This window comes from Faecalibacter bovis (assembly GCF_017948305.1).
Lineage (GTDB): Bacteria > Bacteroidota > Bacteroidia > Flavobacteriales > Weeksellaceae > Empedobacter > Empedobacter bovis.
The window spans coordinates 2,492,083-2,508,569 of record NZ_CP072842.1; the positions used below are offsets into that span (position 1 = coordinate 2,492,083).

At 33.8% G+C, this 16,487-nt stretch carries 16 protein-coding genes; all 16 read right to left on the minus strand.

Annotated elements, in window-relative coordinates; genetic code table 11:
• Window positions 1-142 precede the first annotated feature (142 nt).
• The 16 genes from J9309_RS12010 to J9309_RS12085 all read right to left on the minus strand — a co-directional run bounded on the left by J9309_RS12010 (window position 143) and on the right by J9309_RS12085 (window position 16,323).
• A complete protein-coding gene (locus tag J9309_RS12010) occupies window positions 143-736 on the minus strand; it encodes an acyltransferase (protein ID WP_230476125.1) in 594 nt (197 codons plus the stop codon).
• Between the two features lie 78 nt (window positions 737-814).
• Window positions 815-2,020, minus strand: coding sequence for a 3-oxoadipyl-CoA thiolase (gene pcaF, locus J9309_RS12015; RefSeq protein ID WP_230476126.1), 1,206 nt, complete (start codon window positions 2,018-2,020; stop codon window positions 815-817).
• Between the two features lie 81 nt (window positions 2,021-2,101).
• Entirely contained in the window at window positions 2,102-2,515 is a 414-nt protein-coding gene (paaI, locus tag J9309_RS12020) for a hydroxyphenylacetyl-CoA thioesterase PaaI (protein WP_230476127.1), read from the minus strand.
• A gap of 29 nt (window positions 2,516-2,544) precedes the next feature.
• The gene (locus tag J9309_RS12025) at window positions 2,545-3,702 is read right to left on the minus strand and encodes a 3-hydroxyacyl-CoA dehydrogenase NAD-binding domain-containing protein (protein WP_230476128.1); all 1,158 of its coding nucleotides are present in this window, start codon (window positions 3,700-3,702) and stop codon (window positions 2,545-2,547) included.
• 3 nt (window positions 3,703-3,705) lie between these two features.
• Complete coding sequence (locus J9309_RS12030) at window positions 3,706-4,491, minus strand: enoyl-CoA hydratase-related protein (protein ID WP_230476129.1); 786 nt, start codon at window positions 4,489-4,491, stop codon at window positions 3,706-3,708.
• A 6-nt stretch (window positions 4,492-4,497) separates the two neighbouring features.
• Window positions 4,498-4,986, minus strand: a complete 489-nt coding sequence (gene paaD / locus J9309_RS12035) for a 1,2-phenylacetyl-CoA epoxidase subunit PaaD (RefSeq protein WP_230476130.1) — start codon at window positions 4,984-4,986, stop codon at window positions 4,498-4,500.
• The gene (paaC, locus tag J9309_RS12040; RefSeq protein ID WP_230476131.1) at window positions 4,980-5,756 is read right to left on the minus strand and encodes a 1,2-phenylacetyl-CoA epoxidase subunit PaaC; all 777 of its coding nucleotides are present in this window, start codon (window positions 5,754-5,756) and stop codon (window positions 4,980-4,982) included. The genes paaD and paaC overlap by 7 nt, the downstream gene beginning before the upstream one ends.
• A 3-nt stretch (window positions 5,757-5,759) precedes the next feature.
• A complete protein-coding gene (gene paaB, locus J9309_RS12045) occupies window positions 5,760-6,047 on the minus strand; it encodes a 1,2-phenylacetyl-CoA epoxidase subunit PaaB (RefSeq protein WP_230476132.1) in 288 nt (95 codons plus the stop codon).
• 6 nt (window positions 6,048-6,053) lie between these two features.
• Window positions 6,054-7,019, minus strand: a complete 966-nt coding sequence (paaA, locus tag J9309_RS12050; RefSeq protein WP_230476133.1) for a 1,2-phenylacetyl-CoA epoxidase subunit PaaA — start codon at window positions 7,017-7,019, stop codon at window positions 6,054-6,056.
• Between the two features lie 27 nt (window positions 7,020-7,046).
• Complete coding sequence (paaE, locus tag J9309_RS12055; protein WP_230476134.1) at window positions 7,047-8,129, minus strand: 1,2-phenylacetyl-CoA epoxidase subunit PaaE; 1,083 nt, start codon at window positions 8,127-8,129, stop codon at window positions 7,047-7,049.
• A gap of 10 nt (window positions 8,130-8,139) precedes the next feature.
• Complete coding sequence (locus J9309_RS12060) at window positions 8,140-8,712, minus strand: TetR/AcrR family transcriptional regulator (protein ID WP_230476135.1); 573 nt, start codon at window positions 8,710-8,712, stop codon at window positions 8,140-8,142.
• 10 nt (window positions 8,713-8,722) lie between these two features.
• The gene (locus J9309_RS12065) at window positions 8,723-10,054 is read right to left on the minus strand and encodes a phenylacetate--CoA ligase family protein (protein WP_230476136.1); all 1,332 of its coding nucleotides are present in this window, start codon (window positions 10,052-10,054) and stop codon (window positions 8,723-8,725) included.
• Between the two features lie 115 nt (window positions 10,055-10,169).
• Window positions 10,170-12,227 carry an alpha-ketoacid dehydrogenase subunit alpha/beta gene (locus J9309_RS12070; protein WP_230476137.1) on the minus strand — a complete coding sequence of 686 codons (2,058 nt, stop codon included), beginning with the start codon at window positions 12,225-12,227 and terminating at the stop codon, window positions 10,170-10,172.
• A 21-nt stretch (window positions 12,228-12,248) separates the two neighbouring features.
• Window positions 12,249-13,484, minus strand: a complete 1,236-nt coding sequence (locus tag J9309_RS12075; RefSeq protein WP_230476138.1) for a dihydrolipoamide acetyltransferase family protein — start codon at window positions 13,482-13,484, stop codon at window positions 12,249-12,251.
• Window positions 13,485-13,598: 114 nt separating this feature from the next.
• Window positions 13,599-14,975, minus strand: a complete 1,377-nt coding sequence (locus J9309_RS12080; protein WP_230476139.1) for an MFS transporter — start codon at window positions 14,973-14,975, stop codon at window positions 13,599-13,601.
• A gap of 28 nt (window positions 14,976-15,003) precedes the next feature.
• A complete protein-coding gene (locus tag J9309_RS12085) occupies window positions 15,004-16,323 on the minus strand; it encodes a hypothetical protein (RefSeq protein WP_230476140.1) in 1,320 nt (439 codons plus the stop codon).
• Window positions 16,324-16,487: the final 164 nt, after the last annotated feature.

Here is a 16,487-nt window from a genome sequence, read left to right on the forward strand (position 1 = left end):
TAAGTATTAAGTCGTAAGTATTATGTTTTGTCAATCTGAAATAATAGCACAATCTCATAGTTTTGATGTGATGTAGCAATTCGTCTTCGCTCAGTGACGATTTCAGAATAACATAATACTTGATCCATTTTACATAATACAATTATTTCGTTTCATTCCAAGTTTTATAATTACTCGCCATCGACTCGTAATAGTAATCTGGAACTTCAGTTAATGGTTCACAAGGTTTTAAACTTTCATGACAATCACTTGGTAATTGCATGTATTGTTGAGTTCCTTGATCTTTCCATTCGATCATTTGATCAGAAACTTGTTTTACGATTTTCGCAGGATTGCCCACTACAACGCTTCTTGTTGGAATATGGGTATCAGCTTTTACAAAAGCTAAAGCACCGATAATACATTCATCTTCGATGATTACATTATCCATTACGACTGCATTCATTCCAACCATACAATTACGTCCGATTGTAGCACCATGAATAATTGCTCCATGACCAATATGTGCCTTTTCTTTTAATCGAACAGTCGTTCCTGGAAACATATGAATTGTACAATTTTCTTGTACATTACAATTATCTTCGATAATAATTTGTCCCCAATCGCCACGTAAAGCACATCCTGGACCGATATATACATCTTTCCCGATAATCACATTTCCTGTTACCACTGCTTGTGGATGAATAAATGCTGTTGGATGAACAACGGGTTTATATCCTTTGAATTCGTAAATCATTTCAATATAGTTTTTCGTTTAACGAAATTCGAAGTTAGTTTTAACGAAATACTAATCTCGAATTTCGAATCACGAATATTACGCTCTTTCAATAATTACAGCATATCCTTGTCCTAATCCGATACACATTGTAACTAATGCATAACGTTTACCTGTAGCTTGTAATTCGTAAGCAGCAGAGTTTAAGATACGCGCTCCTGACATTCCAAGTGGATGACCTAAAGCGATTGCACCACCGTTTGGATTGATACGAGAATCATTATCTGCTAAACCTAAGGCACGAGTACACGCTAATGATTGTGCAGCGAAAGCTTCATTTAATTCGATAACATCAATATCATTCATAGTTAAACCAGCTTTTTCTAATGCAATTTTAGATGCATTAACTGGTCCGATTCCCATGATACGAGGTTCAACTCCAGCAACACCAGAAGAAACGATTCTTGCCATTGGCGTTAATCCGAAATCTTTGATCGCTTGCTCTGAAGCTAAAATGTTCGCAGCAGCACCGTCATTTAAACCAGAAGCATTACCAGCAGTTACTGTACCATCCGCTTTGAACGCTGGACGTAACTTTGATAAAATCTCCATTGTAGTATTGTTCTTAGGGAATTCATCTGTATCAAAAATGATTGGATCACCTTTACGTTGAGGAATAACAACAGGAACAATTTCTTTTGCTAAACGACCATTTGCTTGAGCAGCAGCAGTTTTTTGTTGAGACCAAACAGCAAATAAATCTTGATCTTCACGAGAAATATTATCACGTTCAGCTAAATTTTCGGCTGTATACCCCATACCATCAACACCCCACATTTCTTTCATTTTAGGGTTAATGAAACGCCATCCGAAAGTAGAATCATAAATCTGAGCATCACCACCAAATGGAGAAGCTGATTTAGAAACAACTAAAGGGGCGCGAGTCATCGATTCAGCTCCACCTGAAATCATTAATTGTGCATCTCCAACTTGAATTGCTCTTGATGCAGCAATTGCAGCTGATAAACCTGAAGCACATAAGCGGTTTACTGTTTCACCAGGAACCGTGTAAGGTAATCCTGATAATAAAGCCGACATACGAGCAATATTTCTATTGTCTTCCCCTGCTTGATTCGCATTTCCGAAAATTACATCGTAAAAAGCAGCAGGATCAATTGATGGATTTCTTTTTAATAATTCAGCGATTACCATTGCTCCCATATCGTCTGGACGTACAGCAGCTAATCCACCTTTTAATTTACCAATTGGAGTTCTTACTCCGTCAATTATATATGTTTGGTTCATTTTATTTACGTTTTACGTATTAGGTTTTACATGATAAGTAACTAAAAATTAGTACTTATTACATAAAACTTAAAACTAAATTTATTCTTCAATTAAAGGTTTACCTGTTCTAAAGCAAGTTCCTTTAAATAAAGCAATTAACTCGTTGTTTTGATTTGTTATAGTGATATCGTAAATTCCTGTTTTTCTTGTTGTAGAAATTTCTTTAGATTCAATTGTAAGTACATCACCTAATTTACCAGGTTTTGTAAATGAAATATGAACATCTAAAGCCACAGAAATATTATTATACATATTACATGAAAAAGCAAAAGCTGAATCAGCCATTGAAAAAGTAACTCCACCGTGAACAATTCCAAATCCATTCATCATTTCTGGACGAATTGTTGCTTGTAATTTTGAGTACCCTTCTTTAACTTCTAAAACTTCTAAACCTAACCATTTACTAAAATTATCGTGTTCAGTCATTGCAGATAATAATCTTTGAGCTTCCATTTTTTGTGTGTTTTGTAGTTTATAAAATTTTAGTAAAAAGTTTGATTGGCTTTCACCATATTACGTATAATTGGGCTCAATCTATAACGATCTTCGTGGTAATAGTTGTACAATTCGTCTAAATCATTTTGCACATTTTCAATCCCGTATTCATCCGCCCATTTCAATAATCCTTTTGGATAATTTACTCCTTTCGTCATTGCTGTATCTAAATCTTCTTTCGTCGCAATGTTTAAGAATAATGCATCAGCTGCTTCATTAATTAACATCACTAAAATACGTTTGTAGATTTTTTCTAATAAAGCCTGATCTTGCGATGGTTCATTTCTCGTTGCTCCTTCCGCGTAGTTATAGAATCCACGTCCAGATTTACGACCGTAAAAACCAGCTTCGAATAAACGTTTTTGAGAAAATGAAGGTTTGAAACGAGGATCATAAAAGAATGATTCGAATACAGATTCAGTCACACGATAATTGACATCGTGGCCAATGAAATCCATTAATTCGAATGGTCCCATACGGAAACCACCCACAGAAGTCATTGCATAATCGATTGTTTCTGCATCAGCAACGCCTTCTTCTAACAAACGAATAGCTTCGCTGTAAAATGGACGAGCAACACGATTTACAATGAAACCAGGTGTATCTTTTGTAATTACCGGTAATTTATTAACCGATTGAATTAAAGCTTTAATTTCTTCAGCTAATCCTTCATGCGTTTGTACTGCTGGAATAATTTCAACTAAAGCCATTAATGGCGCTGGGTTGAAAAAGTGAATTCCAATTACACGTTCTGGTTTTGCACACGCTGAAGCGATTGATGCAATCGATAAAGAGGAAGTATTTGAAGCTAAAATACAGTTTTCAGAAACGATTTCTTCCACGTTTTTAAAAACTGATTTTTTGATATCAAGATTCTCGATAATTGCTTCGATGATTAAATCACAAGTTGCAAATGCATTTAAATCTGCTGCATATTCAATATTATTTTGAATTTCTTGTGCTTGATCAGAAGTATATTTTTCTTTCGCAACTAACTTTTCAAAAGTCTTTGCTAAATTTTGTTTTGAACGATCTAACGCGTCTTGGTTTGTGTCATATAAAACTACTTCATGTCCAGATTGCGCAAATACTTGTGCAATTCCAGATCCCATAGCTCCACCACCAATAATACCTATTTTTTTCATGGCTTATTCTCCTTTAAAAATTGGATTTCTTTTTTCTAAGAACGCATCTACTCCTTCTTGGTAATCTGAAGTTTTTCCTGATTTGTCTTGAAAAATTCCTTCTTGTGCTAATTGCTCTTCCATTGTATTTTGGAATGTTTGATTCAATAACTTCTTGGTATAAGCTAAGCCTTTCGTAGGTAGATTTGCTAATTTTGAAGCTAATTTTGAAACTTCTTCTTCGAATGTATCATCCGAATAGAATTCGTAAATCATTCCGATTTCTTTGGCTTGAGCAGCAGAAACTTTATCTGCTAACATCATCATGGCTGATGCACGTTGCATTCCAATTAATCGAGGTAAGAAATAAGTTCCTCCACAATCTGGGATTAAACCAATTTTAGAAAAAGCCTGAATAAAATTTGCTGATTCTTTTGCAACTACAATATCACAAGCTAAAGCTAAGTTTGCACCTGCTCCAGCAGCAACACCATTAACAGCGGCAATAACTGGTTTATCCATATTTCTAATTTTAAGAACTAATGGATTATAATTTTCTGTTACAATTTTATTGAAATCGATGTCTTTTTCCTCTAACACTTCACCCAAATCTTGTCCAGCGCAAAATGCCTTTACTGTAGCCGTTAAAACGACTGCACGAACAGAAGAATCTTGAGCTGCAACATCCAAATGATGTTGAAGTGAATGAATCATTTCGTGGTTAAAACTGTTAAAGACCGAAGGACGATTCAACGTAATCGTAGCAATTCCTCCTTCTTGTGTATATAGGATTGATGTTGAATTTTCCATAATTTTTTAGTGATGACATTTGAAATAATCAAACGGTTCGTGACAATCATTACATTGATACATCGCTTTGCAGGCAGTCGAACCGAATTGACTGATTAGACGCGTGTTGTCTGAACCACATTGTGGACATTCAATATTTTGCTCATCCGAGAAAAGTGCGTCTGTAGAAGGATTTTTTGTAGGTGGCGCAATTCCGTACGCTTTCATTTTTTGTTTTCCTTCTTCTGACATCCAATCAGTTGACCACGGAGGGCTCAACTGATTGATGACATTAATATTTTTTAATCCTTTTTCTACTAACTTTAGTCGTATTGAAATTGAAATTGCGCTCATTGCAGGACATCCTGAATAGGTTGGTGTAATGGTTACATTAACCTTGTCGTCTTCTAAAATTTCAACTTTACGAACGACTCCTAAATCAAGGACGCTAATCACTGGAATTTCAGGATCAGGAACTTCCTCCAACCATTGCCAAATCTCTTTTTCTGTTACCATTGTAAGTTTGGATATGTTCTTTGCATATATTGCAACTCTGTTAAAATATAACCTAAATGTTCTGTATGAACACCTTCTTTACCACCTTTTTGTGCAAATGCATTTTCAATATCTGCAGTTAAAGTAGCTTCTTCTAAGATTTCGTTTACTTTTGCTAACCAAGCTGCTTTAAAATCAGCTGCATCATCAATTAAACCTTCTTCGATTAAAGCTTTTTGGTAAGAAGCTGGAATGAAAGCTTCATTTACGTAAGGCAAAATATCATTAACAGATTGTTGAATTTTATCGTGAGATTCTTGCGTACCATCACCTAAACGAATCATCCATTCAGAAGACCATTTAGCATGGTATTTTACTTCTTTTAATGATTTTTCTGCGATAGATTGTAATTTTAAATCTTTTGCTTTTAACAACTGCTCTAACAACATTACATGGTAAGTGTCGTAGAAAAATTGACGTGCAACTGTATCACCGAAATGACCGTTTGGTAATTCAACTAATAATAAGTTTTTGTATTCACGTTCTTCACGCAACATTGCTAAAGTATCTTCAGTAGCTCCATTACCAATCATTTCAGCAGCATACTCATAGTAATTAGATGTTTGACCTAATAAATCTAATGAGATATTTGTGATTGCAATATCTTGCTCTAAAATTGGTCCATGACCACATAATTCAGCAAGGCGTTGCGCTAAAATTAGATTAGTATCTGCTAAATGCAAGATAAAATCGATGTAATTTTGATTGTTTTGATATACTGTTGCAGTCATAAATTACATGTTTTTAATTTCTTCAGGAACATCATAAAATGTTGGATGACGATAAACTTTATCTTCAGCTGGATCAAAAAATTGCTCCGCTTCATCTGGATTTGAAGCATGAATATTACAAGATTCAACAACCCAAATACTAACACCTTCCATACGACGAGTATAAACGTCACGAGCATTTTCTAATGCCATTTTTTCGTCAGCAGCGTGTAAGCTTCCAACGTGTTTGTGATCTAATCCTTGTCTACTTCTAATGAATACTTCCCATAAAGGCCAATCTCTATTTTCCATTTTATTTTATGCGTTTTTGCGTTGTTCTTGATTTAATTGTCTTTGTTTTCTCTTTTCTTGGTAAGCTGTTGCAGCATCGCGTACCCAAGCTCCATTTTCATGAGCTTTACGACGAGCATCTAAACGTTGTTTGTTACATTTTCCGTTACCTTTAACAACATTCCAGAATTCTTCCCAATCAATTTCTCCGAAATCGTAGTGACCTCTTTCCTCGTTCCATTTTAAATCTGGATCAGGAATAGTTAATCCTAAATATTCAGCTTGGTGAACAGTAATATCTACGAAACGTTGACGTAATTCGTCATTAGAGAAACGTTTAATTCTCCATTTCATTGATAATTCTGAGTTTGAAGAATCTTCGTCTTTTGGACCAAACATCATTAAAGTTGGCCACCACCAGCGATTCATTGCATCTTGCATCATTGCTTTTTGCTCTTCTGAACCACGAGATAAAACTACTAAAGATTCGTACCCTTGTCTTTGGTGGAAAGATTCTTCTTTACAAACACGTACCATTGCACGAGCGTATGGTCCGTAAGAAGTACGACATAATGGGACTTGATTTAAAATCGCTGCTCCGTCAACTAACCATCCAATCATACCTATATCAGCCCATGTTAAAACTGGGTAATTAAAGATTGATGAGTATTTTGCTTTACCAGAATGTAAATCATTTAATGTTTGAATACGAGAAACACCTAATGTTTCTGCTGCACAATATAAATATAATCCGTGACCAGCTTCATCTTGAACTTTTGCTAACAAGATTTTCTTTCTGTTTAAAGAAGGAGCTCTTGTTATCCAATTTGCTTCTGGCAACATCCCTACAATTTCTGAGTGAGCATGTTGTGAGATTTGTCTAATTAATGTTTTGCGGTATGCTTCAGGCATCCAATCTTTTGGTTCGATACGAACCTCATTATCGATTTTTTCGTCGAATAATTTTTGTAAATCAATTTCTTTAGCGCTCATAGCTTTTTCTTTTTTCAGTTGAATAAATTACTTGATATCAAAATTAACTACTACTTCTTCTGAACGAGGATGCGCTTGACATGATAAAACAAATCCTGCCTCAACTTCATCTAGCTCTAATGAGTAATTGATATCCATATGTACCTCACCTTTTTCAACTTTACACTTACATGTAGCACAAACACCACCTTTACAAGCATAAGGTAAATCGGCACCATTTTTTAAAGCTGCATCTAAGATTGTCTCACCATGGTAACCTAAATCAATAATTAAAGCCGAAGCATCTAATTTGATTGTTAACTTACTCATTGTATCATCAGAATCTGTTACTGCATTTTGGTGTTCAACCTTTTTAGCTTCTGCTGTAGCACTGTAAAATAATTCGAAATGAACTTTTTTATTATCTACACCTGCTTCAACGAAAGCGTCACGACCGCTTAAAATCATTTCTTCCGGTCCGCATAAGAATACTTCATCAACTTGTTTAGGATCGATAATGTTTTGTAAAAAATAATCAATTTTTTCACGATCGATTCTACCACTTAAAATTTCAGCATCAGCGATTTCACGGCTCAAAATGTTGTAAACACTTAAGCGATCCATGTACTTATTTTTTAATGCTTCAATTTCTTCTTTGAAGATGATATTTCCTTTGTTACGGTTTCCGTATAATAGCACAAATTTGCTATTAGGTTCTGTGTTAAGAACTGCTTTCATGATTGACATTACTGGAGTAATACCAGATCCTGCAACAATTCCTACATATAATTTTTCGTTAGTACTTTCAACTTCTGTAAAGAAATTTCCTTGAGGAGTCATTACATCTAATGTATCTCCTACTTGTAAAGAATCATTTACATAAGTTGAAAAAACTCCGTTTTGAATTTTTTTAACTGCTACTCTTAATTCGCCTTCAGTTGGGCAAGAACAAATAGAGTAAGAACGTCTAATTTCTTGATCGTCTTTAATATCTTTAAACGTAAGGTATTGACCTTGTTTAAATTTAAATTCGTTTTGTAATTCAGTTGGCACATCTAAAACAACAGAAACACATTCAGGCGTTTCGCGTTTTACTTGTTTAACTGTTAATTTGTGAAAATTGATTGCCATTACTTTAAGCTTAATTTTTTAATCCGTGTACTAAAAACGTTGTTAAATCATGTTTTAATTCGTCAGGTGTTACATCACGTCCAGGACGATACCATAATTCAATCCAACGTAAAGATGATAATAAGGTGAAAAGAGCCACTGAAACATGTAACTGTCTGAATTCGCCGGCTTGCATACCTTTTGTTAAGATATTAGCAATACGATTTTCATATCCTTTACGAACTTCTTTGTATAATTTCTTTTTAGGATCTGAAAGATTTTTCCAATCGTTGTTTGCAACTGATACATCATTTGGTCTTTCAATCATTAATTTAATATGTAAATCTATTAAACCTTTTAATTTATCAGTATACGTCCAATCTCTTTCTTCAATTTCAGTGATAAAAGACAAGTATTCGTGCGCAACACTGAAACAAATCTCTTCTAAGATTTCGTCTTTTGAACGAATGTGATTATAAAGACTAGCTGCTTCTATTCCAACTTTTTCGGCTAATTCACGCATAGATGTTGCCGAATACCCTTTTTGTTTAAAAATAATGGCAGCTTCATTAATTATAAGTTCTTTCCTACTCTGTTTCGCCATATATTTTCAACTATCGATTATCAATAATACGGTTAAGTTTACCTCCATCACTTTGAGGTAAAGTACCATTTTGGTATAATTTAACACTCATACCTAAACCAATATTATCTTTGATTTTCTTTTGAATGTTAGAAACTAATTTTTTAACCTCATCTGGTGCACCACCGTTTAAATCATCAAATGGAATACCATAGTGATTGAAATAACTTGGATTAATTTCGATACCAACCTCAACTGCGTCCATATTTTTTGGACGAGTTAAAACTACTTGATAATTTACTGATAATTGTGGGAAATCTGGTAAAATATCCGCTACTTGTGTGTGGAAGAAATTTACACCTCTAATAATCATCATATCATCTGCACGACCAATGATTGGTCCCATTTTGATGTGAGTTCTTTTTTCAGAGTGTTCGTAAGTGATTGTAGTGATATCACCTGTCCAATAACGAACCATTGGCATTGCCTCTTTAGTTAAAGAAGTTAAAACTAATACACCTGGCTCACCGTATGGTAATGGTTCTCCTGTAAGTTTGTCTACAATTTCTGGGTAGAAATGATCTTCCCAAATATAGCTTCCAGTTCCTTGCTCTTCGAAATCTTCATTCGAAACTCCAGGACCTATAATTTCACTTAAACCATAAATATTAGAAGCTTTTAAGTTTAATCCTTGCTCAACTTCAGTACGTAAAGCTTCAGACCATGGTTCTGCTCCTAAAACAGCAACTTTTAAATTAAAATCTCTAATATCTTCTCCTCTTTTCTTTAATTCTTCTGCGATAGTTAAAGCATAAGATGGAGTAGCTGTTAAAGCCTCTGCTTGGAAGTCTTTTAATAACATGATTTGTTTCTCAGTTCCACCCCCTGAAATTGGAACAACTGCCATTCCTAATTTTTCAGCTCCGTAGTGAATTCCGATACCACCTGTAAAAAGACCATATCCATAAGCATTTTGTAATTTCATACCTGGCCTACATCCTGCAGCTGCTAAAGAACGAGCTACAACTTCAGAAAACACTTCAATATCATTTTTAGTGTAAGCTACTACAGTTGGTTTTCCTGTAGTTCCAGAAGAACAATGTACACGAGATAATTCTGTCTGTGGTACAGCTAACATTCCGAAAGGGTAGTTATCACGTAAGTGATTTTTTTTCGTAAATGGAAGTTTGTGTAAATCGTTAACCGATTTAATCTCGCTAAGATTTACTCCTGCTTGATCATATAAATCCTTGTAAAAAGGAATGTTATTGTAAGCACGTTGCAGCGTACTAACTAATCTTTCATTTTGAACTGTGCGCAATTTCTCGATTGGCATCAATTCCATTTCTGGGTTGAAGATCATATTTTGGTTGTGGTGTTTAAAATACGTTATTCCAAATTTAAATAAAAAAATGAAACAAACTAACATTTGTTAGTAAAAGTTGTTGTTTTTTTTACACCACAACCAATTTAATATATTAATAATCTAATAATGAATCAATTAGACGTTTTAATTTTTCAGCATTTGGTAACATTTCTGCTTCTAAAACACTATTTAAAGGTATAGCTGGCAAGTCTTTAGCACCTAAAACTTCAACTGGAGCATCTAAAAATTGAAAACATTCTTTCGAAATACGGCCAGAAATTGATTCAGCATAAGAACCAGATATTTGCTCTTCTGTTAAGACGATACAACGACTGTGTTTTTTGACACTATTAAAAATTGTAGTTTCATCTAAAGGAACAAGAGTTCTTAAATCAATAATTTCAACTTGATTGTCAAAATTCTTAGCCGCTTCTTTTGCCCAATATACACCCATACCATAAGTAATAATCGTTACAGTGTTTTTATCTGGACGAACTGCCACTTCATTTACAATACGAGCTTTACCAAATGGAAGGACATAATCTTCATCAGGTTCAATCGTTGCAGCATCTTCAGTCCCTTTCATCTTAGACCAATACAATCCTTTATGCTCTAGCATCACAACAGGATTTGGATCATAATATGCAGCTTTCATTAAACCTTTTAAATCAGCACCCGTAGATGGATAAGCAATTTTAATTCCTTTAATAGAAGTTAAAACACTTTCTACTGAACTTGAATGGTAAGGACCACCACTACCATAAGCACCAATTGGAACACGAAGAATCATAGAAACTGGCCATTGCCCATTTGATAAATAATTCGAACGAGCAACTTCTGTAAATAATTGATTAAGTCCTGGCCAAATATAATCTGCAAATTGAACCTCAACAATAGGTTTTAGACCAACTGCAGACATACCAACAGTAGAACCTATAATAAAAGCTTCTTGAATTGGCGTATTAAATACACGTTCTTGACCGAATTGTTTTGCCAAAGTTGCAGCTTCTCTAAAAACACCGCCTAATCGTAAACCAACATCTTGACCATATAATAAAGCTTCTGGATGTTTAGCCATTAATTCACGGATAGCGAAAAGAGCAGAATCAACCATAACAGTTTTATCTTTTCCTTCTGGGGAACGATTACCTTTTTCTTCAGTGATTGGTGTAGGTGCAAAAACGTGCGTGTATAGATCTTCAGGTTTTGGATCTTCCGCTTCACAAGCTTTTTTAAAATCAGATTGAACTAATTCAAAAATTTCTTTTTCAATTTGATCAATTTCAGAAACCTCCACATCATAAGAATATAAAAGTTCTTTAAGTTTTTGATAAGGATCACGAGATTGAGCTTCTTCTAAATCATCACGGTACCATTCTTTACGAACACCAGAAGTATGATGATTTAATAAAGGAACTTTTGCATGCACTAAAACCGGTCGATTTTCATTACGAATGATATTAAAAGCTTTTTCAATCGTAGTATAAGATTCTATAAAATCTGTACCATCAATTGTAAATGTTTCAAGTCCTTTAAAACCTTTTGCAAAATGCGTCATGTCTTGTGCACGAATTTCATCAGCCGATGCTGAAATATCCCATTCATTATCTTGAACTAAATATAAAATAGGAAGCTTTTTTAGCACAGCCATTTGCAAAGCTTCAGAAACTTCGCCTTCAGTACAACTAGCATCACCAAGAGAACAAACAGCTAAAGGTTTTTCATCTTTCAAAAGACCTATTTGTTGCGAATATTGTATACCCATTGCAATACCAGTTGTTGGAATCGCTTGCATTCCTGTTGCACTACTTTGATGAGGGATTTTTGGAAAACCTTCACGTTTTAAACTTGGATGAGAATAATAAGTACGACCACCAGAAAAAACATCATCACGCTTAGCTAGTAATTGTAGCATTAATTCGTAAGGTGTAATCCCGATAGCTAAAAGCATCGCATCATCACGATAGTATGCACTTAAATAATCTTGAGCTGTTAAATGAAGTCCGGTTGCGATTTGAATTGCTTCATGACCACGAGATGTTGCATGAACGTATTTACCTGTTATATGTTTTTGATCTTCGTAAAGTTCAGCCAATGTTTTAGCAGTAACTAAATGTTTGAAAGCCTTTTTTACGATGTCTATATGAATTTGATTTTTTTGAAGTTCCATTTTTTAATGATTTTGTGGTTTTTAAATGGATTGATTAATATCCCAATTTTCCATGTAGTCTGAAATTCGTTTTAAGAAAACTCCTCCCAATGAACCATCAACAACGCGATGATCGAAAGAAAGTGATAAATACATAAATTGTCTTACGACAACAATATCTCCATATTCAGTTTCTAAAACGGCAGGTTTTTTCTTAATTACACCAGTAGCAAGTATGGCAACTTCTGGCTGATTAATAATTGGAGTTCCCATTAAATTTCCAAAAACACCAACGTTAGAAATAGTAAATGTTCCACCTGTTATATCATCAGGAGATAATTTATTATTACGCGCTTTATCTACAATGGTATTCACTCCTTTTGCAAGTCCTTCAAGATTTAAGGTATTTGCATTTTTAATTACAGGAACAATCAGATTATTATTTGGTAAAGCAGTCGCAATTCCGATATTAATGTCATTGTGTTTTATAATCTTTGTTTCTGTTTCATCAACAGATACATTAATTAAAGGAAAATCTTTAATTGCTCGAACGACACAATCTACAAGGATTGGTGTAAATGTTAATTTTTGATTGTACTTCGCTTCAAATTTATCTTTATTCGCTTCGCGCCATTTCACCAAATTAGTTACGTCTGGTTCTACATAAGCAGTAACATGAGGAGAAGTTTTTTTACTATTCTTCATGTGTTTTGCAATTAAAAGACGCATTTTATCCATTTCTATAATTTCTGAATTTCCATTTAGAGAAGCAGAAGAAATAACTGGATTATCATTTGAAGTTTGCTCTGAAGTATTATTGATAAAATTTAAAACATCATTTTTAGAAATACGACCATTATAACCAGATCCTTTAATTTTTAAAACTTCATCAAGATTAAGATTTTCTTCTTTTATAATTCGTTTCACTAAAGGAGAAAGAAATTGATCTATTTTTGTAGAAGTTTCTTTTTTATTGATCTCGGTATTGGAATTATCTACAACAACTTCTTCCTTAATTGGATTAGTTACATCAGAATTTGAAATTTCAATCACAGCGAACACATCACCAATCGCAATTGTATCACCTTCTTCAAATTTTAACTCTTTAATTATTCCGGCATGCGTAGAAGGCACTTCAGAATCAACTTTATCTGTAGAGACTTCGGCAATAGTTTCGTCAAGTTGAATCGTATCACCAACTTGCTTTAGCCATTTAGATAAAGTAACCTCTGATACACTTTCCCCTAACTTAGGAATAGTAAGTTCAATTATATTCATTTTAGTAGTTTGCAGTTTGAAAGTTGAAGATATTAAATATTTTTGTTTTTGAAACAAACGAATGTTAGTTCAAATAAAAAAAGGCTCAAATAAATGAGCCTTTTATTGTTGTTTTTAATCCTTTGTTAAATCTGTTTTGTAAGTTTCTGGAACTGTAAAAAAGTTGACTAGGATTGCTATAAATATTAATATTAACGGATAAGTTAAACCAACATATGGTGACATAGCTGCCGATACAATTAATGTACTTTTTAATAATTCGGTTACGAAAGTTGTTGCACCTCCAATAAAACCATTACCCATATTTTGAGCGAATCCCATACTTGTGTATCGAATTTTTGTTGGGAAAATTTCTAACATAAACGCTCCTAATGGTCCATAAGTTGCTGCACCTGCAATAGAAGTTATTAAACTAATACCTGCTATTGCTAAGATTGCTGGAGTACCAATTTCGTGGACTTCTTTTAAACCTTCTGGATTTCCGATCGACATGTACATATAGAAAGAAAATGGAATTAAGATAAATGAAGCAATCATACCTCCTAACATTACTGGTTTACGACCAATTTTATCAGATAATGAACCGAAGTATTGGTAGAAGAATGAACTGAATAATGTTGCAATTAATACAATTACTAATACCGTTTCGTAAGGTAACATTACAGCACGTTGTAAAAAGAATAACGTAACAAATAATGTTGTTTGCATAATTGTAGATTGAGCAGCATTTCCTCCAAAGATAGCTTTTAACATCACTTTAATATTACCTGGAGTTGTGAAAGTATCTTTTACTGGAGATTTAGAAGTTTTACCTTCTTTTTTTAATTGTTCGAATACTGGTGATTCGTGTAATTTTTTACGGATAAAGTAGCTGATTAAAACTAATACTCCTGAAAATAAGAAAGGAATACGCCATCCAAAAGAGTTAAATGCTTCTTCTGTCATAATAGCTTTCGTAAAATATACTACTAATAAACAAATTAATAAACCTAATGGAACTGTTGCTTGAATAAAACCAGTGTAGTGTCCACGTTTTTCTTGAGGTGCGTGTTCAGCAACGTAAATTACTGCTCCAGCATACTCACCAGAAATTGCTAAACCTTGGAAAATACGACAGATTAATAAAAGAACTGGTGCAAACCAACCTACTGATTCGAAAGTTGGAATTAATCCAATACCGAAAGTTGCAATTCCCATCATGATTAATGAAACTAAGAACGAATATTTACGACCTATTCTATCCCCAATACTACCAAAAACCAATGATCCAATTGGACGGAACATAAATGATGAAACAACAACAGCCAAAGTCTCTAAAAAGTGAGATGAACCGTCGTTAGGAAATAATTGTGTAGATAAAACTCCAGCTAAAATAATAGCTAAGAACATATCGTACCACTCGATAAGTGTACCAACTGAAGAGGCAATAATAACTTGTAAAATATTATTATCCTTTTTTTCAATTTGTGAAGAATTTGCAGATGTCTCCATGTTTGTGTTATATTAAATGATTTTTAAATTAAAAACTAAAAGTAGTTGTCAAGTGAACACGATAATTTGTTGCTAAAAACTTGTTATCAAATCCAATTGCTTTATTTGTTGCGTCAGCCCATTGAGCAGAAGAACGTTCCATTTCTAAACGGAATTTAAGAGCTTTATTAGGAGTAAAATCCAAACGTGGAACTACTTTGTATAAATAATTCACAGTTCTACCTCCTGGCGTTGCAGATACAGCACCCCAATTTGTCGTAACTCCATACGATGTAGAAGATGCTCCTTCGATTGGCTCATCAACTCCTCTGTTGTAAACTACGCCAGCAAAAGCACCAAATGCCCATTTACCAGTTGTATTTTGTTGCACATCTAACCAAACGGCTTCTGTATCTATTGGCTTATAAGTTTCAACTTGTCCTGGTAATTGGTAACCAACATAGCCACCTAATTGTACAAAAGAAGATGCATTTTGCATTAAATATCCTGTAGCTGTAATTGTAACAGGTTTTGTAATCACTTTAGCATAAGCCGATGCAGAAAAACCTTCAGCACGTTCATTAGATTTTAAATCCTGAGATACTAATTTAGGTTTTTGGCTTTCATACTGACCTGCTACACCTACTACAAATTTATCTGTTTTATATTGTACCTGTAAATGTCCAGCAGGACCACCATTACGGTAAGGATCTGTATTTGGAGTAAAATCTCTTTGAGAATGAATTGTAGCGATAACTTTTAAATTATCAGTGAATTTATGAGTTAATCTAATTTGTGGATTTCTATTTAAACCATAGATTGGTGCACCTGTACCATAATTTACAACATTAGGTAACGCTTCTAAAACTACAAATGGATGCCAATATTGACCAATTCCTAATTGAGTCTTTTCCCAATCTAACATGATATACGCATGACGTAAACGAAATTCGTTAATACCACCCTCAGTAGCTCCAAAGAATTCTCCTTCTAAAACTCCTGATGATTTAGCTCCTAAAATTTCTGGACCTTTAAGTGTAACTCCAGCTCTAGAAATTACAGATAACATGTGAAATTTACCTGTTGCATTAATATCTTGTCCGTTGGCGTCTAATTGTCTATCTTTAGGATATAACATTACAACATTTTCTCCGGCTCCAATATTTTGCCTACTATCAGCAAATATGTCACTACGAACAAATCCGTAAAAATTAACATCAACCTTCTGATCTTTACCAATTGTTAAATCTGGTTTATCAATTTTAACAATTGTATCATTAGATTTTAACGTTACAATATCTTGCGCAACCCCTTCTACACCAGTAAACATAATGGTTAGCAGGGAAAAATTTAATAATGTTCTCTTCATTTTATTTGTGATAATGTGTTAAAATTATACAAAAAAATGAAACGAACAAATGTTAGTAAGTGTTTTTTGTACACTAACGATAAAATAAATATAAAATTATTAATTAAAGCAATATTTTAAACAATTTTATACCTTTAAAAATCAATTTTTGTTAGTTTATCATA